The organism is Kitasatospora albolonga (assembly GCF_039535905.1).
Taxonomy (GTDB): domain Bacteria; phylum Actinomycetota; class Actinomycetes; order Streptomycetales; family Streptomycetaceae; genus Kitasatospora; species Kitasatospora albolonga.
The window spans coordinates 57,535-79,338 of record NZ_BAAAYB010000150.1; the positions used below are offsets into that span (position 1 = coordinate 57,535).

25 protein-coding genes and 1 pseudogene are annotated in these 21,804 nt (G+C 71.5%); 11 read left to right on the top strand and 15 right to left on the bottom strand.

Annotation, left to right across the window (positions count from 1 at the left end):
• Window positions 1-32: 32 nt before the first annotated feature.
• A complete protein-coding gene (locus ABD946_RS37880) occupies window positions 33-2,006 on the bottom strand; it encodes a hypothetical protein (protein WP_345290294.1) in 1,974 nt (657 codons plus the stop codon).
• Window positions 2,003-2,707, bottom strand: a complete 705-nt coding sequence (locus ABD946_RS37885) for a hypothetical protein (protein ID WP_345290295.1) — start codon at window positions 2,705-2,707, stop codon at window positions 2,003-2,005. The genes ABD946_RS37880 and ABD946_RS37885 overlap by 4 nt, the downstream gene beginning before the upstream one ends.
• A 280-nt stretch (window positions 2,708-2,987) precedes the next feature.
• Here ABD946_RS37885 and ABD946_RS37890 point away from each other — a divergent pair, with 280 nt between their 5' ends.
• From ABD946_RS37890 to ABD946_RS37910, 5 genes and pseudogenes are all read left to right on the top strand, one after another.
• On the top strand, window positions 2,988-3,269 hold the full coding sequence (locus ABD946_RS37890) for a hypothetical protein (RefSeq protein ID WP_345290296.1): 282 nt from the start codon (window positions 2,988-2,990) through the stop codon (window positions 3,267-3,269).
• On the top strand, window positions 3,266-3,565 hold the full coding sequence (locus ABD946_RS37895) for a hypothetical protein (RefSeq protein ID WP_345290297.1): 300 nt from the start codon (window positions 3,266-3,268) through the stop codon (window positions 3,563-3,565). The genes ABD946_RS37890 and ABD946_RS37895 overlap by 4 nt, the downstream gene beginning before the upstream one ends.
• A gap of 821 nt (window positions 3,566-4,386) precedes the next feature.
• Window positions 4,387-4,599, top strand: a pseudogene (locus tag ABD946_RS37900) (hypothetical protein); the annotation flags it as partial.
• Between the two features lie 31 nt (window positions 4,600-4,630).
• Window positions 4,631-4,939 carry a hypothetical protein gene (locus ABD946_RS37905; protein ID WP_345290365.1) on the top strand — a complete coding sequence of 103 codons (309 nt, stop codon included), beginning with the start codon at window positions 4,631-4,633 and terminating at the stop codon, window positions 4,937-4,939.
• A gap of 156 nt (window positions 4,940-5,095) precedes the next feature.
• Window positions 5,096-5,410, top strand: coding sequence for a DUF3040 domain-containing protein (locus ABD946_RS37910; protein ID WP_345290298.1), 315 nt, complete (start codon window positions 5,096-5,098; stop codon window positions 5,408-5,410).
• 23 nt (window positions 5,411-5,433) lie between these two features.
• Here the strand turns inward: ABD946_RS37910 and ABD946_RS37915 are convergent, their stop codons facing one another.
• Window positions 5,434-6,237 (bottom strand): SigB/SigF/SigG family RNA polymerase sigma factor, encoded by an 804-nt coding sequence (locus ABD946_RS37915; RefSeq protein ID WP_345290299.1) that lies wholly within the window; start codon window positions 6,235-6,237, stop codon window positions 5,434-5,436.
• Between the two features lie 238 nt (window positions 6,238-6,475).
• Between ABD946_RS37915 and ABD946_RS37920 the strand changes: the two genes are divergently transcribed.
• Both ABD946_RS37920 and ABD946_RS37925 read left to right on the top strand, forming a co-directional pair.
• Window positions 6,476-6,889: an ATP-binding protein gene (locus tag ABD946_RS37920; protein ID WP_345290300.1), complete on the top strand. Its 414-nt coding sequence runs from the start codon at window positions 6,476-6,478 to the stop codon at window positions 6,887-6,889.
• 7 nt (window positions 6,890-6,896) lie between these two features.
• Entirely contained in the window at window positions 6,897-7,385 is a 489-nt protein-coding gene (locus ABD946_RS37925) for a DUF6328 family protein (protein WP_345290301.1), read from the top strand.
• Window positions 7,386-7,437: 52 nt separating this feature from the next.
• On the opposite strand, the gene ABD946_RS37930 is transcribed toward ABD946_RS37925, so the two are convergent.
• The gene (locus ABD946_RS37930; RefSeq protein WP_345290302.1) at window positions 7,438-8,631 is read right to left on the bottom strand and encodes a carboxylate-amine ligase; all 1,194 of its coding nucleotides are present in this window, start codon (window positions 8,629-8,631) and stop codon (window positions 7,438-7,440) included.
• Window positions 8,632-9,219: 588 nt separating this feature from the next.
• Here ABD946_RS37930 and ABD946_RS37935 point away from each other — a divergent pair.
• Complete coding sequence (locus ABD946_RS37935) at window positions 9,220-9,447, top strand: DUF6296 family protein (RefSeq protein ID WP_345290303.1); 228 nt, start codon at window positions 9,220-9,222, stop codon at window positions 9,445-9,447.
• Between the two features lie 60 nt (window positions 9,448-9,507).
• Window positions 9,508-9,663 (top strand): DUF6131 family protein, encoded by a 156-nt coding sequence (locus ABD946_RS37940; protein WP_345290304.1) that lies wholly within the window; start codon window positions 9,508-9,510, stop codon window positions 9,661-9,663.
• Window positions 9,664-9,750: 87 nt separating this feature from the next.
• On the opposite strand, the gene ABD946_RS37945 is transcribed toward ABD946_RS37940, so the two are convergent.
• The 5 genes from ABD946_RS37945 to ABD946_RS37965 all read right to left on the bottom strand — a co-directional run bounded on the left by ABD946_RS37945 (window position 9,751) and on the right by ABD946_RS37965 (window position 11,971).
• Window positions 9,751-9,933 carry a DUF6479 family protein gene (locus tag ABD946_RS37945; protein WP_345290305.1) on the bottom strand — a complete coding sequence of 61 codons (183 nt, stop codon included), beginning with the start codon at window positions 9,931-9,933 and terminating at the stop codon, window positions 9,751-9,753.
• Window positions 9,934-10,335: 402 nt separating this feature from the next.
• Window positions 10,336-10,734: an STAS domain-containing protein gene (locus ABD946_RS37950; RefSeq protein WP_345290306.1), complete on the bottom strand. Its 399-nt coding sequence runs from the start codon at window positions 10,732-10,734 to the stop codon at window positions 10,336-10,338.
• A gap of 111 nt (window positions 10,735-10,845) precedes the next feature.
• A complete protein-coding gene (locus tag ABD946_RS37955; protein WP_345290307.1) occupies window positions 10,846-11,220 on the bottom strand; it encodes a helix-turn-helix transcriptional regulator in 375 nt (124 codons plus the stop codon).
• A gap of 146 nt (window positions 11,221-11,366) precedes the next feature.
• On the bottom strand, window positions 11,367-11,540 hold the full coding sequence (locus tag ABD946_RS37960; protein ID WP_345290308.1) for a CsbD family protein: 174 nt from the start codon (window positions 11,538-11,540) through the stop codon (window positions 11,367-11,369).
• A gap of 65 nt (window positions 11,541-11,605) precedes the next feature.
• On the bottom strand, window positions 11,606-11,971 hold the full coding sequence (locus ABD946_RS37965) for a PRC-barrel domain-containing protein (protein WP_345290309.1): 366 nt from the start codon (window positions 11,969-11,971) through the stop codon (window positions 11,606-11,608).
• Window positions 11,972-12,225: 254 nt separating this feature from the next.
• Between ABD946_RS37965 and ABD946_RS37970 the strand changes: the two genes are divergently transcribed.
• Window positions 12,226-13,440, top strand: coding sequence for a PP2C family protein-serine/threonine phosphatase (locus tag ABD946_RS37970; RefSeq protein WP_345290310.1), 1,215 nt, complete (start codon window positions 12,226-12,228; stop codon window positions 13,438-13,440).
• Between the two features lie 58 nt (window positions 13,441-13,498).
• Here the strand turns inward: ABD946_RS37970 and ABD946_RS37975 are convergent, their stop codons facing one another.
• Complete coding sequence (locus ABD946_RS37975) at window positions 13,499-14,095, bottom strand: TetR/AcrR family transcriptional regulator (protein WP_345290311.1); 597 nt, start codon at window positions 14,093-14,095, stop codon at window positions 13,499-13,501.
• Between the two features lie 144 nt (window positions 14,096-14,239).
• Entirely contained in the window at window positions 14,240-16,372 is a 2,133-nt protein-coding gene (gene fusA, locus ABD946_RS37980; protein WP_345290312.1) for an elongation factor G, read from the bottom strand.
• 234 nt (window positions 16,373-16,606) lie between these two features.
• On the opposite strand from fusA, the gene ABD946_RS37985 reads away from it, so the two are divergent.
• Window positions 16,607-17,110 carry an FBP domain-containing protein gene (locus ABD946_RS37985; protein ID WP_345290313.1) on the top strand — a complete coding sequence of 168 codons (504 nt, stop codon included), beginning with the start codon at window positions 16,607-16,609 and terminating at the stop codon, window positions 17,108-17,110.
• Window positions 17,111-17,163: 53 nt separating this feature from the next.
• On the opposite strand, the gene ABD946_RS37990 is transcribed toward ABD946_RS37985, so the two are convergent.
• From ABD946_RS37990 to ABD946_RS38005, 4 genes are all read right to left on the bottom strand, one after another.
• Window positions 17,164-18,207, bottom strand: coding sequence for a PEP/pyruvate-binding domain-containing protein (locus ABD946_RS37990; RefSeq protein ID WP_345290314.1), 1,044 nt, complete (start codon window positions 18,205-18,207; stop codon window positions 17,164-17,166).
• 136 nt (window positions 18,208-18,343) lie between these two features.
• On the bottom strand, window positions 18,344-19,120 hold the full coding sequence (locus ABD946_RS37995) for a class I SAM-dependent methyltransferase (RefSeq protein WP_270147342.1): 777 nt from the start codon (window positions 19,118-19,120) through the stop codon (window positions 18,344-18,346).
• A gap of 62 nt (window positions 19,121-19,182) precedes the next feature.
• Entirely contained in the window at window positions 19,183-20,169 is a 987-nt protein-coding gene (locus tag ABD946_RS38000) for an aldo/keto reductase (protein ID WP_345290315.1), read from the bottom strand.
• Window positions 20,166-21,797, bottom strand: a complete 1,632-nt coding sequence (locus tag ABD946_RS38005; RefSeq protein WP_345290316.1) for a GMC oxidoreductase — start codon at window positions 21,795-21,797, stop codon at window positions 20,166-20,168. The genes ABD946_RS38000 and ABD946_RS38005 overlap by 4 nt, the downstream gene beginning before the upstream one ends.
• Between the last annotated feature and the right edge of the window lie 7 nt (window positions 21,798-21,804).

Genomic DNA, 21,804 nt, shown 5'->3' on the forward strand with positions numbered 1-21,804 from the left:
CTCCTCTCCCTTCGATGGACGTCGTCGTGTGGTCACCACATGGGTCTGCCCTCGGGGGCCTCGATGATGTGACCGTCGTCGTTCAGCACGTCGTGGACGAGGTCGGAGTCTACGGTCGTGATCAGGACTTGGAGGTGGTTCTCCTCCGCCAGCGCGGCTAGTTCCTGGAGGAGGGTGTGGGCGTCGAGGTCCTGTACTTCCTCAGCCTTGGGGCTGTCGATCATCAGGAGTCCGGGGTGTGTCGAGATGCCGTGGGCCGCACCCACGCGCAGGAGAGCGATCACCACGGCGATGCGCAAGCGGAGCCGCTCGCCAGGGCTCTGCTTGCTGAAGTAGTCCGACACACCACCGTCCTTGATGACCTTCAGCCGGGCTGCGCGGTTGATCTCCACAGCTTCCAGTGAGGTGATTCCGAAGCGGCGTCCCAGCTGGGCAATCTCGTTGTCGACGTCCTGGAAGAGCCTGCTGGCCGCATCCTTGGTCTCGGCTTCGAGGACCTCGGCGCCAGATTTGAGGACCTTAATCGTCGTGATCTCGTCCGGATCGTCCACGATGCCGGGCGGTTCGGGGAGCACGGACAGGGCACCCTCCAGCCGCAGGACCGCCTCCTGTGCCGCCAGGCGCTGCGGAAGCTGCGTCACGGATTGGGCGCGCCGCAGGCGCTCCTCCACGGCCCTAAGGGCAGCCGTGAGGCGGGCGAGTTCGCTCTCGGCCTTCTCAAGAGCTTCACGCGCCCCGGTCTCCGCGTCATTGGCCTCGGCGAGCCGCTGTTGTGCCTCCGCCGTGACCTCTTCAGGGCTTTCGTCGTCCCCGGTGACCGGCCTCGCGCATACAGCGCAGGAGTGGTTGTCGCGCTCTTCGAGGCGCCGGTCCTCAGCGATCGCCTGGTCGCACCGCGGGCACGCCTTGGGGTCCAGCCCGTGGAACAGGAGCCGGGCCGTGACACTCTCGGCCACGTCGTTGAGGCGCTTCTCCTCGCGCTGCCTGTGGCTGCGGTTCCTCCGGTGAACGCGCATGAGCTCTTCCCAGGTCTCCTGGGCGTCGGCGACAGCGCGGGCGAGCCGGGCGGCCTCGGCGGCCAGCTCGGTGAGGGACTCGTGCTCGTCCAGGGGCGGGAGCGCCCTGAGCCGGATGCGCGCGGCGGCGAGATCGACCTCGACCTGCTCGCGTTCCGCTTTGCGAGCGCTGTATGCGCTCTCCTCGCTGGAACGGCGGCGCTTGGCCGCGCCGTCTCTGAGGTCGTATGCGGTCTTGACCCGTGTCAGTGCGGCAGCAGCCGGCAGGTCAAGGAACACCTGGAGGAGACGGCCGGCGAGCCCGCCGAACGTCTGGTCTCCGAGGAGCACCTTGTCGCCGCCGGCAGGCACGTAGATGGCGCCGTAGTACGACGGCCACCCGTGGGTCTGGGTACTGGTCTCGTTGTGGCTGTTGACCAGGGGCTGGAGGTCGAGTCTGCCCATCATGAACCCCTGGACCTGCTCGGCGAAGCTGTCCTCGTTGCTCGCCCGGATAAGCGGTGTCACATCGCGCGCCGGATCGGGGCGGCGCGCCGAGCTGAGGCTGCTCACGTCGGGGCCGGTCAGGACCAGGCCGGAGACCACTTCGCCATCGGTGATGTCCAGACGGAACCCCACCGGCTGGCCCGCCACGACGGCGTCGAGGTCCAGTTCCCGAATCCACTGGCGCACGCCGCTCTGCAGATCCCGCGGCGTCCCCCTCAGGCACCAGGTGATCAGCTCCAGGACGCTCGTCTTGCCCTTCAGGTTCGAGGCGACCAGAGCCGTGAGTCCCGCGGGAAAGGGGAGCGTGGTGTCGAAGGGACCGGGCTCAAGAGCGCCCGTTCGGATGCCGGCGATCCTGAGCCGGTGGACTCGCAGCCCACGCGGCCGGGCCGGTGTGTGGGTGAGTGGCAGCGCGTAGGTCCGGAAAACGTCCCGGACCTTCTCAACAGGCTCATCCGCGGCTGCCGCGATCCTCGCGTCGAGGGGCCTCTCGGCGTTCGTCACTGGTCTCCCGCGTCCTGTTCGGTCTGGTGTTGTTCTCTCAGTTGGGCGAGCCGAGCCCGTGCGCGGGCGCTAACCGAGCCGATGCGCGTGCCTCGCGCGGCCTGGGCGTACTCCCGCTGCAGGTACTGCCGGTTCTTCAGGTCGGTGCCACCTAGCCCGTCTGCCAGCGCGACAACGAGCGCGACCCGGTCGACGTAGTAGCTGAACGCAGGGGCGTCGTGGACGATCTGCCCTGCCACCTGCTCACCGGCCTTCAGGAGGTAGTAGTCGTGCTGGCGCACGCGGTCGACCGTCCCTCGGCGCCTTCGGGCGATGAGGCCGGCGCTTCGCAGTACCGCGAGCGCGTCATCCAACGGCTCGTAGGCACCGAAGTGATGACGCAGCATCGGATACCGGCGTACTTCCGGCTCTTCCGAGTCCAGGATCTCTCCGGCCAGCTGCAGCAGCCTCAGCTCTCCGCTCGCTTCGAAGTCGGTGAGCAGTTCGTCCGCCAGGTAGTCGGGGTTGCGCAGCCAGAAGTCGAGCTTCTGGAGCCTGACCTGGGAGCGGACGACACCCACTGCCTCGGCAAGGCCAGGGTCACTCAGTTCCACCGAGTTGGGGCTCTCGCTGGCTCCGTTAATGAGCAGCAAGATCCGCACGGCATCTTGCTCACGGCTGGTGGCGGGGGTATCCGGATCGGGTGATGCAGGGGCAGTCACCCGCCCAGGGTATCGACCACCAACTACGCGTGTCCCGGCTTCAAGGCTTCGGGCTGCGGCGCGGGACACTGACCACAGGGTTAGCACAGCAGTCCTGCCAACCTGGGCCCACCCGAACAGCGAGGCCACCCAGCCCGGACCCGTTGGTCGGCCTCGACCTCGCTTGCTGAGAACCGGGGTGCGGAGCGCTAACCGACTCCCGGAAGTGAACGTCGCACAGACACTCACCGGTGAGGGAGACTGGTCCCGGACCTGCCCGCACCAGAGCTCCGGAGGCACGGTGAGCGCCGCACCCTTGCATGGCCACCACGACGGCACCCAGCCGATCCCCCGCACCCAGGACGGCGTCGCCGCCGCCCTGCCCCCGGCCCAGCGGATGGAGTTCTACCGCGAGATGGGCGAGGCCACCGACGAGACGATCGGCGGCGTCCTGCGCCGCTGGTGGCTGCGCGCCGAGCTCTATCGCGACCCCGAAGGCGACCGGATCCACGCCGCCATCCAGACCGGCACCGCACCCGGCGCCCCGGCCTCCGAGGTCCTACGCCGGCTGGGAAACCGGTGAGCGACTCCTGGGACGACGAAGGCGAGCACGTCGAAGACGACCCAATCACCCTGTCCCCGGCCGTCGAAGAGCTCCTCAGCGACCTGAAGACCCCGGCCGAGGTGTTCTCCGCGACAGTGGCGTTCCTCGTCGACCTGCGCGAGAACGCCTTCCCGTACCTGAGCATGCCCGTGCCCGGCCGGCCCGGGATGCACTCAGCCCCGCTGCGACACGACGTCGGCCTGGTCGAGTACGCGGTCAACGAGCAGACCGACCCTCCCACGATCTACATCTCCCGGATCCTGAGAGCAGACTGACCAGCCACCAGCAGAGGCACCGTCACCGCCAAGCGGGCAGTCAACCTTCGGGACTGCAGTCATGCCCCCTGTCCGCCCTTCGGCACACTGGTGGTTGCACCCACTCACGGTGCCAGAAGGCGACGATGCCCCGCCTGCGTAGGGACCAGACGCCCCCTTGGGGGTGCGCCTGCGGCACGTCATCGCAGGCAGTGACTGCAGACGGCACGCTACCTCTGGGACCACTTTGGGACCACGCCGCTGCGCGAGGATTCCGCACGGTTGAGCCGATCTGGACAAAGTGGGACAATATAACAGCTGGGCCTCCGTCAGCCATAGCACTACCTGGCGAGCATGCCGAACCATCAACTCCCGTACCCCTGAAGATACTTGACTAAGAAAAACCCGCCTCGCCGGCAGCCACTCAACCAGCATCCTAGATAAGCCGCTTGACTGGGGGTCAAGGGGTCGCAGGTTCAAATCCTGTCGTCCCGACGCAAGTCGGATGGGCCGTTGGCCGGGAGAAATCCCAGGCCAGCGGCCTTTTGCGTGACAGTCGATCCGAGACCGGGCGATTCGGTTCGCATGCTGCTTGGGACCACTTTGGGACCAACTCACCACGAGTGCCCTTTGAATTGGGGCACAGTGGCCCGAAATGCCCGCCCCTCCAATCACCCTGAGTGACTGTCATCAATCCGCAGCGGTTCTGGCAGAAATCGACCGCACATGGCGGGAGTTGGCCACACCTGACGGTCACTCAACTGGCGGGCTCGTGTTGAAAACAGCTCGCTGGCCTTGCCAGCCGCTGTACCTCCGCTCTCGCGGGGGGACTGGCCGAGCTGGTGCCGAGCCACGCTCGGCACCGCTCTACCTCAGCCCGTGCGGAGGCGACTACCTCGTCGTCGCCGGCACCTGCGGCCGGGGCGCTCCACCTCCGCCGCGCAGGGGGGACGTCCAGCACGTCCGGTCGTCGGTCGAAGTCACCGCTCAGGGCCGACGCCATACGCGCGATCCAGGCCAGCTACCAGGCCGCCAAGGCGGGACAAGCAGTCACCGTGTGCCCGTACCCGCGCGAGGATCTCCTGCGTGTCGCGTGGCATCGGCTACGGCCTGGCGGGCAACGGCGTGGTGGCTCTGGTCGGCGCGCTCGGCGGGCACCTGGCCCACCGCTCGACCGACCCGTCCCTGGCCGTGGATCAGCGCGCCGCCTCGGTCGGAGTCTTGGCCGACGGAGTCCGACCGTCCGAGACCCCGGAAGCGCGGATGACCGCCGAGGGCGCTCCGCCGCCGGTCCACGAGGAGCTCAAGACGGGGCGTGACGGCCCTGAGTTCGCCGCCACCGGTCCGGGCCGCCACGGATCAGGGCCTAACCACCCTCGCAGGCAAGGGACTTGACCCTCGTTCGACGCCGGCCTGCAGCGGAGAGGCGCGATGGCGGTCTCGGGCCGTCGCCTCTGGTCGGGGCGGTACCGATCCGCGGGACGGCATGTCTGCCACGTCCTGGGGAAGACGCCTGGCTACGCGGCTGCCGGTGCGGTGAGGTGAGCGCAGATGAGCGCGAGGTTCTCCGGGTGGGAGAAGAAGATGCTGGTCGACATCGAGGCCGGGCTGCGCCAGGACCGGAAACTGGAGCGTCGGCTGCGGACGTGGCGGGCCGGGCCGTGCTGGTCGGTGTGGTGCAGCGTCCGCATGACCGTGGTCCTGGCCATGGCGTTGCTCGTGGCATCGGTGGGCGCGTTCGTGGCGGCCGGGGCGCTGGGTCAGGGCGGGCTCGTGCCGGCCGGGGCGCTGGCCGCTGTCGGTGTGGTGTGGGCGGCGCGCCGGGCCGTCACCCTGCGGGGGCTGCGTCGTCACCGGCGCACCTGAGCCCGGCCGGTGGCCGGGCGGCCTCACCCGGTGAGGGCGGCGCGCAGGTCGGTGAGGGTGTGGCTGAGGAGGCGGGAGACGTGCATCTGGGACAGGCCGAGGCGGCGGCCTATCTCGGCCTGGGTGAGGTCGCCGGTGAAGCGCAGGGCGAGGACGGCCCGTTCGCGTTCGGGCAGGGTGGCGATCAGCGGTTTGAGGGACTGGATGTCGTCGACGGTGACGAAGGACGGGTCCTCGTGGCCGAGGCGCCGGTCGAGAGGTCCGGGGTGCTCGTCTTCGCTGTCGCCGGGGGTGTGGGCGTCGAGTGAGCCGGCGGTGCGGGCGGTGGCGACCGCGATGCCGTCGGCTACGCCTTGTTCGGTCAGGCCGGTGTGTGCGGCGAGTTCGGTGTTGTCGGGCGGGCGGCCGAGGGTCTGTTCGAGTTCGTCGGTGGCCTGGGCGACGGCGAGCCGGGCTTCCTGGAGGCTGCGGGGGACGTGGACGGCCCAGGTGGTGTCGCGGAAGAAGCGGCGCATCTCGCCGAGGACGGTGGGCAGCGCGAAGGTGGCGAACTCGACGCCCCGGTCGGGGTCGAAGCGGTCGATGGCCTTGATCAGTCCGACCATGCCGGTCTGGAGGATGTCCTCCATCGGTTCGTGGCTGCTGCGGAAGCGGCGCGCGGCGAAGCGGACCAGGGACATGTTGAGCTCGATCAGGGTGCCGCGGACGTAGGAGTACGTCTCGCTGCCCGGTTCGGCCTCGGCCAGTCGGCGGAACAGCTCCCTGGACAGCTCGCGGGCGTCACCGGTGCTGACCGTGCTCGGGTTCGCGATGATCTCGGGTGCCATCAGGTCTTCCTTCCGCAGACCCCCGTCCTTGCTCCTGCCCGGTTGGGCTGCGGGGAATCACCGCAGGCCCGATGATGTGCCTACCTGGTGGCCGCTCCTGGGGATGGACCGCGCCTGTCCGGGCAGGCGCACGGCAGAGAGTGATCGCGGCAGTGGCCAGAGCGGGGTGAGGTGAGAGCAGGTGGCTTCGGATCCCACGGCTTCGTCCCGGCCGGCCGGAACGCCTTCGGTGCGTCCGGTGGAGGTCGATCTGGCGGCGGAACCGCACCCGGTCATGGTGGCGCGCCGTACGGTGCGCGGTGCCCTGGTCGTCGCCTCGGTGCCCGAGCCGGTCTGCGAGGACGCGGTGCTGGTGACCGGTGAACTGGTCGCCAACGCCGCACTGCACGGTGGCGGGCCCGGCCTGCTGCGGCTGACGGTGCTGGACGACGGGGCGCTGCGCATCGAGGTGACCGATTCCGGCCCGGGCCTTCCGCAGCGCAGGCCGGCCTCCCCCGGGCGGCCCGGCGGGCACGGCCTGCAGGTGGTCCACCTGCTCAGCCGCGGCTGGGGCACCATGGCCGTGCCGGGCGGCAAGACGGTGTGGGCCGAGATCCCGGGCGACGCCCCGCAGGCGCCGGGTGGGCCGCCGAAGGAAGGTGAGGGCGGGTGAGGTTGCGGTGAAGGAGCAGCCGGGCGGCCGTGACGGCGGGCGCGACGAGACGGCGGAGGAGCGGGCGGACCGCCGGTGGGACGAGCTGCTCCAGGAGGTGCGGATCGCCCAGACCGGTGCCCAGATCATGTTCGGCTTCCTGCTCACCGTGGCCTTCACCCCGCGCTTCGCCACCATCGACGGATTCGAGCGGGCCCTGTACGCGACGGTGGTGACCCTCGGGGCGTTCGCCGTCGGGGCGCTGATCGCCCCGGTCTCCTACCACCGGCTGCTGGCCGGCGAGCACGTCAAGGCCCGGATGGTCGACGCCGCCGCCCGCCTGGTCTCGCTCGGTCTGGTGCTGCTGGCCGTCACGGTCTGCGCGGCCCTGGTCCTGCTGCTCAGGGTGGCCGGGCTGGGCTGGGCCTCCTGGGCGATCGCCGGGGGCGTGGCGGCCTGGTTCGCGCTGTGCTGGGTGCTGCTGCCGGTGAGTGTGCTGCGCCGCAAGGGCCGGTGAGGGCGGCGCGGCCGCCTCTCGAACGCGGGCCGCCTCTCGAACGCGGCCGCTCTCAGGCGTGGCCGGTGAAGGTGGCCGCGAGGGAGTCCACCACGTCTTCGGCGCGGCCGCGTCGGCCGAGTGCTGCGCGTTGCCGTTCGGCGCCCGTGCCCTCGCGCAGTGTCCGCTCCAGCAGGGCGGTGACCGTGGTCAGGTCTCCGGCGGCGGCCAGCCCGGGGCCCGCGTACTCGACCAGGCGGTCCAGCAGGTGCCGTTGGTGCACCGTCCTGCCTGACTGCGGGTCGAGGCCCTCGCCCGCGAGACCGGCGCGGGCCGCGCAGCCGTGCGCGGCCCGCAGCAGGGCGTCGGACACGGCCGGGACCGGGCGGCCCTCCAGGACGTCGCGGCGCAGCCGGGCGACCAAGCCGCGGGTGAGGCCGGCGAGCAGCACGGTGGTGTCCGGGTCGGCGCTGACGTCGGCGATCCGCACCTCCAAGGTGGGCACGTGCTCGGAGGGGCGGGCGTACCAGTAGATCATCCGGCGGTCGAGCAGCAGGCGGGAGCTCACCAGGGAGTCGGCGAGGGCCTCGTAGGCCGCGGCGTCGAGGACGGGGATGGGGCCGACGGTGGGCCAGCGGGCCCAGCAGAGCGCGCGCCAGCTGGCGTGGCCGCTGTCCTTGCCCTGGCAGACGGGCGAGTTGGCGGCCAGGGCCTGCAGGGCTGGGAGCCAGGGCCGCAGGTGGGCGCCGAGCAGCAGGGCCTCGGGCTTGTCGCGGACACCGAGGTGGATGTGGCAGCCGCACACGGTACCCGTGCGGTGGTCCGCGACGGAGCCGACGTGACGGGCCATCAGGCGGTAGCGCGGGGTGTCGGTGACCGGGACCGGGGTGGTGGCGGCGAGCGGGGCGCAGCCCGAGCCGATGACGTGGCAGCCCGAGTCGGCGGCGGCCTGTGCCACCGAGTCGCGCAGCCGCAGCAGTTGGGCGCGGAGGTCGGGCAGGGTGAGGACCGGTTCGGTGCAGACCTCGAGCTGGCAGGTGTAGAACTCGGCCTGGAGCAGCGCACCCAGTCCGTGCTCGCCGGCCAGCACCTCCGGGGCCCGGGCGACCGGGGCCCGGGAGTCCGGGTCGACGAGCAGGAACTCCTCCTCGACGCCGAGGGTGGGCACCAGTGCCGCGCCGGCGCGGCGCCGGGGAGAGTCCGCCGGCTGCGGGGGACGGTCGGGTACCGGGTCGGCGCGGAGCCGGGTGCGGGCTTGCACGGCCACGGTGAGCCTCCGGGGACGAGCCGCGCGGGCGGACCTGGTCTGCTCCGCGGCCGCCCTGGTGGCCGGGTGGAAAGGAGTGACAGGCAGCGGTTGCCCGGGCTGCGCGGTGACAAACACTGGCCGCCGGTCTCGGGGAGCGCTGCCTGCCCGCCAGGGATGTCGGGGCGGGACGGCGGCCGACCCTGGAATCACGCACCGTCGCGGGCGAGCGGGCACCTGCCAGGTCCAGCCTTGGACGACCCGCGCCGGTGGCGGGCGGAACCACCGACGGGCCCTTCGGGCGGAACCGTCCCGGAGGGGTGAAGGCTCGGACTCTCGCCGGCTGATTGCCGCAGCCGAAGCCGGGCAGGTTGTGACCGGACCGCTTTCCCCTCCGAGAGGGGGTCCGACCATGTCCAAGCCGTCCAACACGGCACGAACCGCGAGCTCGGCCTCGCGCGCCCCGCACGAGCACCGGCCGGTGCACCGCCTCCCACCTCGGGGGCACGCCCATCCCCCCGGCGGCGGACGGTGGTGGGAAGCGCGCTCGCGCCTCCTCGCCGCGCTCGCGACCACCGGCGGCCGACCGTCGCACGGTCGGTGAGGGCCGTGGACGTCCCGACGCGTTACGTGATCACCCTGCCGGGCCGGCCTGGCTCGCACCGCCCTCAGGAGGCGGTGATCGTCCACGCCACCGGCGAGATGAGCGAGTGGGGCCGGCCCGTCTTCGCGGCCGGGGCCCTGCGGGTCGACATCGCGGACGGCATCGCCCACGTGCTGGCCACCGCTACCGGGCCGAACGGCCACACCTGCCTGCCCGCCACTCCCCTGCCCTGACGGCGGACGGCACCACACAGCGGGGGAACGGACACAAGTCCTCGACCGGAGAAGGCAACCATGATCCTCCTTGGAGTGCTCCTGCTCATCATCGGATTCGTCACCGGCATCTCGATCCTGTGGACGATCGGCCTGGTGCTCGTCGTCATCGGCCTGGTGCTGTGGATCGCCGGAGCCCTGGGCCACGCGGTCGGCGGCCGCAACCACTACTGGTGAGTCCTTCTCCCGGAACACCCCGGACGCTGACGCACCTGCTCAGGTCCGCCACCCGTTACGTACGGGTGGCGGACCTGAGCAGGTGCGTCAGCGTCGGCCACCCCGCCGGTGCAGGCCGGTGGGCGGCGGTTCACGGTCCTTGCGACGCTGGCCGAGGACGAAGGCGGAGAGGATCACGACGACGATCAGCACGCCGGCCAGGATCAGCCACAGCGCGCTGCCGCCGGCTCCGGCGAGCTGGGTCTGCAGTGCGAAGTCCTTGATGTCCATGCCTGGCGCGTTTCCGGATCGACGACGAGGAAACATCGGCGCGCGGTCGTCCGGCCGGCATCCGCTCCGCCCTGCCCTGCCCGGGGTGAACCCCGCCCCGGCCGGGCAGGCGCCCGGCGACCCGTTTGGCGAGGCAGTGCCGTGAGCAGCGACCAACACGTTCCGCAGGATCCGGCCCGGCGGTACCCCCACAGGTCGAACCGCTCGCTCGCCTCGCGCAGCGGTCACCCGCAACCCCGGCATGCCGCTGGGGAGTTCGGCTTCGATCAGGCCGCGGTCGGTGATCCGCCCCAGCGGTGCGCAGCCCGCCGGAGCAGCCGGGATCAGCGGTTGGCACGGCCGACTCCGGCGATGCGGTCGCTCGCGCGCGGCATTCACCACGACGGGAGCGGGGCGCGGCCCTCACTCCTCCTGGCCGTGGGCGAGGGCGGCTTCGACGGTCTCGGTGATGGTGAACACGTCCGTGGTGCCGGTGGCCCAGAGCAGCCGGCCGATGCGCTCGCCGACCCCGGCGACCACAAGGTCGACTCCGGCGGCGGCAGCGGCCGTGCGGGTTTTCAGCAGGGCGTTGAGGCCGGCCGAGTCGCAGTAGCCGACCCCGCTCATGTCGACGACCAGGCGGGACGGCCGGGCCTCCAGGGCCCGGGTGAGGACGTCCTCCAGCGCGGCCCCCTCGTCCAGGTCGATCTCCCCGGCGAGGTGCACGACCGTGGTGCCGTCGGCGGTGCTGTCCTCGGTGATCGTCAACTGGAGCGGCGGGGACCAGCCCTCGGGGTGCGGGGTGATGTGCGAGGGGTCCATCAGCGCGCTCCCCTCAAGGAACGAGTCGGCGCCGTGCCGGGGCCGGGCCGTGCTCCACCGGATCGGCCCCGGCAGGGTCCGCCCGTGTGCTGCCGGGCCCGCCGGGCGAGGTCAGAGGTGCTCGTCACGCTCATCTCGGTCACCACCGGGAGGGAGAGGGAGCCGGACCGGAGCAGAAGGACCACCGTGGCCGGAATCGTCGAACAGCTCCAGCAGTCCGGCGATCTCGTGACGTGCCTCGGCGGGATGACGGAAGGTCATGTGCCGGACGACGTCGTAGTGGTTGCGCCGCCCGTGGCGGACCCGGGTCAGGTAGCCGGCCGTCTCCAGGTCCGACACCACGGACTGCACCGCCCGCTCCGTGAGGCCGCACGTGGCGGCCAGATCCCGCAACCGCACCTCCGGGTCGCGCGAGACCGTCAGCAGCACCCGCGCGTGCTGGGTCAGGAACGTCCAGCTGGTACGGGGCTCACGCCTGTCCGCCACCCCTCAAGTGTGCACCCGCATTCCGGCATGGCAACTCCGGAGTGCGGGGACGCCGGGCGGCTCCTGGAACCACAGCGCGGCGCCGAGACGGTCACGGGGCCCGCCACCATCCGAGCGAGGATGGTGGCGGGCCCCGTGACCGCGGGTCAGCGCTTGAAGGCGTCCTTCACGTGCTCGCCCGCCTGCTTGAGGTCACCCTTGGCCTGGTCGACCTTGCCCTCGGCCTCCAGGCGCTCGTTCCCCGACGCCTTGCCGGTGGCCTCCTTGACCTTGCCCTTCGCCTTCTCCGCTACGTTCTTGACCTTGTCGCTCGCGCTCATGCCGTCCTCTTTTCCGTCGGAGCGGTCCCGTACCGCCGCCGTCCCTCGCCTCCGATGACCGGTCGTCAGAAGACCGGACCGCCGTAGAAGGGGCCGTAGTAGCCGGCGTACCGCTCGCGGTAGTCGGTGTCGTCCTCGTGCTTGTGGGGGTCGAACTCAGGGCCGTCCTTGATCTCGTCCTTCGTCCGGTCGACGTGGACCACCTCGTTCCCGAGGTCCACCCGGGAGACGGTCCCGGCGGGCAGCAGGACGTGCCTGCCGAAGATCCACGGCCCGGTGTCCACCACCAGGTAGTTCGACTCGGCCTCCTCGGAGAGCCGGTCGATCTTGCCGATGTGGCCGTCGGTCGCCTCGACCTTGAAGCCCACCAGGTCGGCTCCGGAGACGTGGCCGGAGTCGGCACGGAACGCCCAGATGTCGACGGTTCCCATCGTGTTGCCTCCCATCTCGCCGCACCGCGGACGGTCTCCCGCAGTGCGTCCTCGGGCCGCGCCTGCCCCGTGACCGCCGAACCCATGCCTGCCGACCTGAACCTGCTGCCCGGTGTGACGACCGATCAGGGCGAGGGCGACGACTGGCCAAGGGAACCTTCACGGTCGCCGCTCCTGCCGCACGGTCGGGCGGCGGCCGCTGATCGGCTCCACACTCGAAGCGGAAGGTTCCGTCGCGACAGGTGGGTGCCGGAATGTCCGGACGATGGCAGTCAGCGCTGGCCCGGTTCCTGGAGCGTTCGCACGCCCTGGCGCCCCAGGACGTGGCCGCGCTCGTCGAGGAGACCGCGCGCCACCTGGGTCTGGACTCCGCGACCGTCCTGCTCGCCGACGTCCAACAGGAACGACTGGTGCCCCTACCGGGTCGGTCCGCCGTCGTGAACCCCGAGGAGCAGGAGATCGACGGCTCGGTGGCCGGGCGGGCCTACCGGACCGTGACGCCGCAGGTGTCGCCGCACGCGCCCGGGGTGGCACACGTGCCGCTGCTCGACGGGATCACCCGCCTCGGCGTGCTGCGGGTGACCGCCGACCGTCTCACCCCGGAGCCGCTGGAGGCCGCCACCAGGCTCGCCGCGGTGGTCGCGGTGGTCGTGGTGTCGAAGAGCGCCTTCAGCGACGAGTACGCACGGACGGTCCGGACCAGGCGGATGACCACCGCCGCCGAAATGGTGTGGGCGTTCCTGCCGCCGCAGACCATCGGCACCGAGCAGGTGACCTCCACCGCCGTGGTCGAACCGGCCTACGAAGTCGGCGGCGACGCCTTCGACCACGGACTCGACGACGGCCACCTCCACCTGACCGTGGTCGACGCCATGGGCCACGACCTGGCGGCCGGACTCTCCTCCGCCGTCGCCCTGGCCGGCGGCCGGGCCACCCGTCGCACCGCCGGCACCCTCACCGACATCACCGACCGCATCGACGCCGACCTCGACCAGTGGCTGCCGGGCCGGCTCCTGACCGGGATCTTCGCGCGCCTCGACCTCACCTCCGGACAGCTCAGCTGGATCAACGCCGGCCACCCACCACCGCTGCTGATCCGCGCCAACCACGTCGTGGCCGACGCTCTGGCCCCTCCCGGTGAACTGCCCCTGGGCCTCGGCCCCGGCTACCGGGCCACCCGAACCGTCCACCAGGCCCAGCTCGAACCCGGCGACCGCATCCTGATCCACACCGACGGCGTCACCGAAGCCCGCTCCCGCACCGGCGAACGCTACGGCGAACAGCAGCTCACCGACCTCGTCACCCGCTCCCTGGCCGCCGACGAACCGGCCCCCGAAGCCCTGCGCCGCCTCATCCGCGCCGTCCTCGACCACCACCTCGACCCGCTGGACGACGACGCCACGATCCTGCTCGCCGAATGGCACCCCACCCGAGCCGTACCGTGCGAGAACGGCCTCCGGCCTGCGTGAACGCCGGTCGGGACGGCAGGATTCGAAGGTGCGACCTCTTGGGCACGAGACCGGGCCGCTACGCCTCCGGCTCGGGACGGCGGGCGCGGGGCCAGCGCTCGAGCATCTGCTGCATCGACACGACGACCTTGGTCCAGGAGTCGTTGATGTCGTGCGGGTGCCCGAACCCTCCGCTGGACTCGATGTCGATGAAGCCGTGGAAGGCGCTGCGCATCATCCGGACCGCGTCGGTCAGGTCCGGTTCGCGCAGGTCGTAGGCGCGCAGGACCGAGTAGGTCAGTCCGGTGCTGTGGGTGAACCCGCCGGTGTCGGCGGGCAGGAGGGTGTCCGCCGAGAACTGGGTCGCCGCGTAGCGGCCGGGGTGGCGCAGCGCGTAGCCCCGGTAGGCGTGGGCGAAGGCGGTGAGGCGGTCACCGGGCGAGGACCGGCCCGCGATGGACTCGGCGAGGCGGCTGCTCAGTTCCTCGGCCGCCAGCGAAGCCACCCGGGCGCGCATTTCGTGCAGGCCCCCGATGTGGGAGTAGAGGCTGGCGTCCTTGACTCCGAAGCCGCGTGCGAGCGCCGAGATGGTGACGTTCGCGAAGCCGACGCTGTCGGCCAGGTCGGCCGCGGCGTGGACGATGCGGCTGGTGGTCAGGCCGACGCGTGCACCCAATTCGTTCGCTCCTCAAGCATGACCGGCCCGACGCGGACGGTAGGGCGGGACGACGGAAGGCTTCCGGTTCGGCGGGGTGACGGTGAAGCACCGCGTCCCGCACCGCCGGGGGCGATGGTGCGGGACGCGGGCGACACCGGTGGCTCACTCGCCCCGGAGCTTGGCGATGATCCCCTCGGCGATGGCGCGCGGGACCTCGGCATAGCCGTGGAACTGCATGCTGTAGCTGGCCCGGCCGGAGGTCTTGCCGCGCAGGTCGCCGACGTAGCCGAACATCTCGGACAGCGGCACCATGGCCTGCACCAGGCGCGCGCCGGCGCGCTCGTCCATGGCCTGGATCTGGCCGCGGCGGGAGTTGATGTCGCCGATGACCTCGCCCAGGTAGTCCTCGGGGGTGGTGACCTCGACGGCCATGATCGGCTCCAGGAGCGCGGGGTGGGCCATCCGGGCGGCCTCCTTGAAGGCCTGCGAACCGGCGATCTTGAAGGCGAGTTCGGAGGAGTCGACCTCGTGGTAGCCGCCGTCGAGCAGGGTGACGCGGATGCCGGTCATCTCGTAGCCGGCCAGGACGCCGAACTTCATCGCCTCGCGGCAGCCGGCGTCGACGGAGGGGATGTACTCCTTGGGCACCCGCCCGCCGGTCACCTTGTTGACGAACTCGTAGGTGGCCTCCGCGCCGTCCTCGAGGGGCTCGATCGCGATCTGGATCTTGGCGAACTGGCCGGACCCGCCGGTCTGCTTCTTGTGGGTGTAGTCGACGCGCTCGACGGCCTTGCGGATGGTCTCGCGGTAGGCGACCTGCGGCTTGCCGACGTTGGCCTCGACCCGGAACTCCCGCTTCATGCGGTCGACCAGCACCTCCAGGTGCAACTCCCCCATGCCTCCGATGACGGTCTGCCCGGTCTCCTCGTCCGCGTGGACCTGGAAGGAGGGGTCCTCCTCGGCCAGGCGCTGGATCGCCACGCTGAGCTTCTCCTGGTCGCCCTTCGACTTGGGCTCGATGGCGACCTCGATGACCGGCCTGGGGAAGTCCATCGACTCCAGGACGACCGGCTGCCGCTCGTCGCACAGGGTCTCGCCGGTGACGGTCTGCTTGAGGCCCATGACGGCCACGATGTCGCCGGCCCCGGCCGCGTCGATCTCGGTGCGCTTGTTGGCGTGCATCCGGTAGACCTTGCCGATGCGCTCCCGACGGCCCTTGACCGGGTTCAGCACCGAACTGCCGGAGTCCAGCCGGCCGGAGTAGATCCGGACGAAGGTGAGCTTGCCCAGGTGCGGGTCCGACATGATCTTGAACGCCAGGGCGGAGAGCGGCTCGTCGTCGCTGGGCTCGCGCCGCAGGACCTCCTCCGGGTCGGCGACCGCGTGGCCCTCCACCGCACCGATGTCCAGGGGCGAGGGCAGGTAGCGCGCCACCGCGTCCAGGAGTGGCTGGACGCCCTTGTTCTTGAACGCCGAACCGCAGAACACCGGCGTGACGGTGCTGCTGCCGCCCGCCCCGGTGGAGGCGATCGTGATGCGCCGGACCGCGGCGTCCAGCTGTGCCACGGTGGGCTCGGTGCCCTCCAGGTACAGCTCCATGATCTGCTCGTCGTTCTCCGCGACGGCCTCGATCAGCCGGCCGCGCCACAGGTCGGCGGCCTCGGCGTGCTCGGCCGGGATGTCGAGCACGTCGTACATCTCGCCCTTGGCCGCGTCCGGGGACCAGAGCAGCGCCTTCATCCGCACCAGGTCGATCACGCCCCGGAAGTCGGCCTCGGCGCCGATCGGGAGCTGCATCACCAGGGGGTGCGCCCCCAGCCGGTCGGAGATCATGTCGACGCAGCGCAGGAAGTCGGCGCCGGTGCGGTCGAGCTTGTTCACGAAGCAGATCCGCGGCACCCCGTAGCGGTCGGCCTGCCGCCACACCGTCTCCGACTGCGGCTCGACACCGGCCACTCCGTCGAACACGGTGACCGCGCCGTCGAGCACCCGCAGGTTGCGCTCCACCTCGATGGTGAAGTCGACGTGCCCGGGGGTGTCGATCAGGTTCACGGTGTGGTCGACGCCGTCCAACTCCCAGTGGCAGGTGGTCGCGGCCGAGGTGATGGTGATCCCTCGTTCCTGCTCCTGCTCCATCCAGTCCATCGTGGCGGCGCCGTCGTGGACCTCGCCGATCTTGTACGACACACCGGTGTAGAAGAGGATCCGCTCGGTGGTCGTCGTCTTGCCTGCGTCGATGTGCGCCATGATCCCGATGTTGCGGACGGCAGCCAGGTCGAGCGAGTTCTCAGCCATGACGATCAGTACTTCCTGCGCGGTGGACGGATGGTCGAGTCGGGCTTCTCCTGTGACGCGTCGTCAGAGTCCGGCGGAAACGGCCGAGTTCAGGACGGACGGCACCAGGTATGGCGCTCGACGGATGCCGTGAGGGCACCCATGGTGTGAGCGGGGGATCCGCTGGACACGACCCTATACCTAGGATGGATTGGCTTTTGCCTAATATACACAGGGGCGCTATCGTGAGGAAGCATGAAGGCACTGACTGACCCGGAGATCCGCGCATCGTTCGTCAACTGCACCAAGGGGGAAGCGAGCCGGATCGCGCTGCCGCGCCACCTGGACGAACTCCCTTGGGAGGACATGGACTTCATGGGTTGGCGGGACCCCGGAGCCCCCACCCGGAGCTACATCGTCGCCGAGCACGACGGCCGGCTCGTCGGCGTCGCGCTGCGCTTCGCCCAGCGGACCGTCGGCGCCCACCACGGCTCCATGTGCTCGATCTGCCTGACCACGCATGTCGCCTCGGGCGTATCCCTGATGACGGCCCGTAAGGCGCGCCGGGCCAGCGACGACGAGTACGTGTCGGCCGGCGAGTACTTCTGCAGCGACCTCGCCTGCTCGCTGTACGTCCGGGAGAAGAAGCGCGCGGACGCGTCGGGGATCCGGATGAAGGAGAACCTCACCACGGAGGAGAAGATCACCCGCACCCGGGTGAACCTGTCGAAGTTCCTGACCAGGGTCGTCACGGCCTAGGAACTGTGGGGCCGGTACGGCCTCGGCTCCCGCCGAACCCGTACCGGCCGCTCTCAGCGGGGCCGGCGCCGCCCGAGCCGGGTGACGACCGCCGGGCGGGCCTGGACGAGGTGGATCTCGCCGTCCGCGGTGATGGCGCCCTCGATCTCCTGGGGCCCGCCGAAGTGGCTCTCCAACCCGCGGGCCAGCCGGGCGATCCGGCGTGCGGTCTGGACGTCGAGCACCGGACGGTGCGCCAGGTCCTCGGGCACCTCGACGACGGTGGTGCCCCCGGTGTCGGCGGGCACCAGTCGGCGGGTCTTGCGCACCGTGCGCAGCTCGACCACGCCGGTGCCGACGTCCACCGAGAAGTGGTCGACGTCCGCCCTCCCTCCCGTCACTCCCTCGCCCAGTCCGTAGGCCGCCGCCAGATGAGCCTGGTCGGCGGTGTCCGGGGCGCTGCGGAGATCGCGGCTGACGGCCACGAAGGACCGCTCGGCCCGTACCAGTCGCTGGATCCCCACCGCCATCCGGGTCGCCGCCGGGTCACCGCCGCGGGCGAAGCGGTCGAGCACCCGCTCGGTGGTGAAGGCCGAGGCCCAGCACTGGGACACCCGGTCGACGAGCTCATCGCGCCCGACCACCGGGAAGCCGCCACCCGGGGCCGGGGCCGCCTCCTCCCCGCCGCCGTGCGCCCCTGCCCGGGCGGGCACCGCACAGGACCGCACCATCACGGTGCCACCATCGTCGGTCAGGCGGTCGTACGCCTCCAGCAGCGCCGCGGCCAGGGCGTCCGGCACCCCGGCGGCGCGCACCCGGGCACGGGCCCGCGCCGCCCAGGCCGCCAGCTCCCCCGAATCCCGCACGGCCGGAGCGCCGATGCCGGTCTCGGCTCGCACCGCGTCGAAGGCCTCGACCGACACGCACACGAATTCCGGCACCCGGTACCCGGCGGCCAGCAGTCGAGCCTGACGCGCGAACTTGTGCCCCACCAGTAGTGGATCGGCGGCCTGCGTCGCGCCCCCGGGGAAGACCAGTCGGTGCGCCGCCGGCGCCGCCGCCCGTCGTCCGCCCCGCGCATCCGCCGTCGCGGCCAGTCGCGCCTGTTCCGATATCACCGGTGCCTCCTCCTCACCCGATCGCCGGTGTCGCATGCCGTACCGCACAGCGCGTCGGGTGCCGCCGGCCGTGGCCTGCGGCACCCGACGCGTTTCCGGGGCGGGGGCGTCGACGCCCCCGCGGCCCGCCTCGCCGTCACTGACCCCACTGCATGTAGATCACCGGCGGCTCACGGCCGGGCAGCTGCTTCAGCGGCGCGAAGTCCAGGCCGAGCACCTCGCGCAGGGCCGTGGTCTCGCCCGGCCACTTGGGGTGGGCGAGCTCGTCGAAGGCCAGGATGCTGCCCTTGGTCAGGTGCGGCTTGATCGCCTCGAGCAGCTCCTTGGTCGGCTGGTACAGGTCCAGGTCGAAGTAGGCCATGGCGATGATCGTCTCGGGGTTGTCGGCCAGGTACTGCGGCACCGTCTCGCGGACGTCGCCCTGGACGACGAAGGAGCGCTGGGTGTGGCCGAAGGGCTCGGTGGCCTCGTGGGCGGCGAGCACCTCGCGCAGGTGCTGCACCTCACCGTCGGGCACGGCGAAGCGGCCGGGCACGGCGCTGGTGCTGACCTTGTCGACCGAGTCGATGTCCTCGGGGAATCCGGTGAAGGTGTCGAAGCCGACGATGCGGCGCAGCGAGTTGTAGGGCTCGTAGATGCTGCGCAGCGCGGTCAGGGTGGCCAGGTGGCGGCCGTGGAGGACACCGAACTCCATGATGGTGCCCGGCACGTCGCCCAGCATGCGGTACAGCTGGTCCATGGACAGCAGGTCGGCCAGCTGGTGGCGGCGCATGTAGACGGCGAGGTTGTCGATCAGGTACTGCGGCGGGATCGGCGTCTCGACGAGCAGCTTGGTCAGGCGCTCGCGGGCGTCGCGGTCCTGGGCCGACTCGTGCGGCACGATCAGCGGGTCGGTGAACTTCTCTGCCGTCATGGGAGGTTGTCCTTTCGAGTGGTGCCGGGCCGACCGGTCCGGCGGATCCGTGGGTGTGGTGGTCAGGAGAGCCATGCGTCGGGGGCGGGGCCGCCCCGTCCGACCGGCGGGAACAGCTGGTCGAGCTGGGACAGGAGGGCCTCGGGCGGCGGTGAGGTGAGGGCGGCGAGCGCACCGTCGATGTGCCGCTCGGTGCGCGGACCGATCACCGCGGCGGTCACCCCGGGGCGGGACAGCGTCCAGGCCAGCGCCGCCTGCGCGGGATCGGTGTCGAAGTCGGCGCACAGCTTCTCGTAGGCCTCGATGGTGTCCCGGTGCTCCAGCAGGGCCTCCGCGGCCCGGCCCTGGGCCGACTTGACGGCGTCGTTGTCGCGGATCTTGCGCAACACGCCGCTGAGCAGGCCGCCGTGGAGCGGCGACCAGACCAGCACGCCGAGTCCGTAGGCGGCGGCCGCGGGGATGACCTCCAGCTCGGGGTGGCGGGTGACCAGGTTGTAGACGCACTGCTCGGACACCAGGCCCAGGCCGTTGCGGCGCCGGGCCGCCTCCTGGGCGGAGGCGATGTCCCAGCCGGCGAAGTTCGAGGACCCGACGTAGCGCACCTTGCCCTGGGTGACGAGCAGGTCCATCGCCTGCCAGATCTCGTCCCAGCCGACGGACCGGTCGATGTGGTGCATCTGGTACAGGTCGATGTGGTCCGTGCCCAGTCGGCGCAGCGAGGCCTCACAGCCGGCGACGATGTTGCGGGCGGACAGGCCCTGGTCGTTGAGGCCGTCGCCCATCGGGTCGCCGACCTTGGTGGCGAGCACCACCTGGTCGCGACGGTTGGGCTGCTTGGCGAGCCAGCGGCCGATGACCTCCTCGGTGTGGCCCTTGTAGACCCGCCAGCCGTAGGTGTTGGCGGTGTCGACGACGTTGATGCCCTGGGCGAGGGCGTGGTCCATCAGCCGGTGCGCCTCGGGTTCCTCCACCCGGCCGCCGAAGTTGACGGTGCCGAGGACCAGTCTGCTGACGCGCAGTCCGGTGCGGCCGAGCCGTGTGTGGATCACGTGGTCTTCCCTTCCGACGGCCCTGACGCGACGGCCAGGTCCTGGGTGGTGTCGGGCAGCCGGCGCACCAGGTCGCGCGCGCCGATCACCGCCAGCGCGACGCTGGTGAGCGTGGGGTTGCAGGCCGTGGGCGTCGGGATCACCCCGTTGCCCGCCAGGTAGAGGTTCTCCAGGCCCCAGACCCGGCAGGCCGGGTCGCAGACGCTGCTGCCGTCGTCGGCGGCGCCCATCCGTACGGTCCCCTGGTAGTGCAGGGAGCTGCCGCCGGGCAGGACCCACGGGCTCTCCTCCGCCAGCGGCCTGCCCACCAGCCCGCTCAGTCGCAGCGCCTCGGCCTGGGCGCGGCGCAGGACGCGGCGGTCGGCTTCGCCCAGGGTGTGACGGATCGTCATGGCCGGCATGCCCAGCCAGTCCTGGTCGGTGTCGCTGAACTCCAGCCGGTTGTCGCGCCGCGGCTCCTGCGCGGTGAACAGGTGGACGGAGAGCAGCGGCTTGGCGGGCGGCTCGCCGGTACCGGGGCGGGCCAGGGTGGCCGGGTCGATCCGGGTGAGCATGCCGTGGAACGGGTACTCCTCGCCGTCGCAGGGGATCCAGGTCACCCCGCTGGCCGCGAGGGTGGAGACCGTGGAGTCCGACATCACCGGCGCCGGGCCCGTCGAGTCCGCTGCCACGGCCTCCGCCTCGGGCAGGTCCACCTCGGCCAGCAGCGAGACCTGGGAGTGCTCGTTGAGGTAGCGGCCCAGGGCGGCGGGGCGCACGCCGGAGGCGAAGAGCAGCTGCGGGGTCCGCAGCGGGTCGGCCGCCACCACGACGTGTTCGGCCCGCACCTGGTACGCGGTGCCGTCGGCGCGGTCGCGCAGCCGGACCCCGAGGGCGCGGCCGTCCGCGGTGAGGATCCGCTCGCAGAGCGTGCCGGGGCGCAGTTCGAAGTGCTTGTTCGCGCCGGCGGCCAGCTCGCCGAGGACCACGTCGGTGCCGCAGCGCCGGAGGCCCGCCGGGGTGTTGCGGACTGCCATCGGCATGGGCTGCACCCGCCGCCCGGGGGCGCGGTCCTCGTCCAGGTCCGCGCCGAGCACCTGCCGCAGGTGGGCGGCGAAGGCCGAGCCCTGGAACTGCGTGCTCGAGACGTCGAGCAGTCGCTCGGCGACGGTGAGGGCCTCGTCCAGGACGGCGGGGTCGAGGAACGGGATCCGCTCGGTGCCGTCCGGACGGGGACTGGCGCCGAACCAGTGGGATCCCATGCCGCCGACGTTGCAGGCCTGTTGGGCCGCCGGCCATCCGTCGCCGGCGGGCTCGCCGGAGCCCACCGGGATCAGCCCGGGCCGGGTGAGGAGCGCGCGGGCGCGGTCCTCGGGGGTCCGGTGCTGGGCGACGGCCGAGGCTGCCGAGAGCGGGTAGCGGTGCTGGTGGGGGCCCTGGGAGGCGAGGACGGCGCGTTCGCGCTCTCCCGCGTCGGTCAGGTTGGCCAGGTGCGCGCCGGGCGGGTCGGTGACGGCGGGGCCGGCCTCGACCATCAGCACCCGGGCCCGGGGCCGGGCGTCGGTGACGAGACGGGCGTAGGCCGCCCCGGTGGGGCCGCTGCCGACGATGACGACGTCGACGTGCTCGGTGAAGTGCGGTTCGGACACGGCTGCG

What these genes read in the sequence shown, in the direction of transcription:
- ABD946_RS37910 (WP_345290298.1), top strand. Translation starts at nt 5,096, where the DNA reads ATGAGCGCGAGGTTCTCCGGGTGGGAGAAGAAGATGCTGGTCGACATC.
- ABD946_RS37915 (WP_345290299.1), bottom strand. Translation starts at nt 6,237, where the DNA reads ATGGCACCCGAGATCATCGCGAACCCGAGCACGGTCAGCACCGGTGAC.
- ABD946_RS37940 (WP_345290304.1), top strand. Translation starts at nt 9,508, where the DNA reads ATGATCCTCCTTGGAGTGCTCCTGCTCATCATCGGATTCGTCACCGGC.
- ABD946_RS37945 (WP_345290305.1), bottom strand. Translation starts at nt 9,933, where the DNA reads ATGGACATCAAGGACTTCGCACTGCAGACCCAGCTCGCCGGAGCCGGC.
- ABD946_RS37950 (WP_345290306.1), bottom strand. Translation starts at nt 10,734, where the DNA reads ATGGACCCCTCGCACATCACCCCGCACCCCGAGGGCTGGTCCCCGCCG.
- ABD946_RS37960 (WP_345290308.1), bottom strand. Translation starts at nt 11,540, where the DNA reads ATGAGCGCGAGCGACAAGGTCAAGAACGTAGCGGAGAAGGCGAAGGGC.
- ABD946_RS37965 (WP_345290309.1), bottom strand. Translation starts at nt 11,971, where the DNA reads ATGGGAACCGTCGACATCTGGGCGTTCCGTGCCGACTCCGGCCACGTC.
- ABD946_RS37970 (WP_345290310.1), top strand. Translation starts at nt 12,226, where the DNA reads ATGTCCGGACGATGGCAGTCAGCGCTGGCCCGGTTCCTGGAGCGTTCG.
- fusA (WP_345290312.1), bottom strand. Translation starts at nt 16,372, where the DNA reads ATGGCTGAGAACTCGCTCGACCTGGCTGCCGTCCGCAACATCGGGATC.
- ABD946_RS37985 (WP_345290313.1), top strand. Translation starts at nt 16,607, where the DNA reads ATGAAGGCACTGACTGACCCGGAGATCCGCGCATCGTTCGTCAACTGC.
- ABD946_RS37995 (WP_270147342.1), bottom strand. Translation starts at nt 19,120, where the DNA reads ATGACGGCAGAGAAGTTCACCGACCCGCTGATCGTGCCGCACGAGTCG.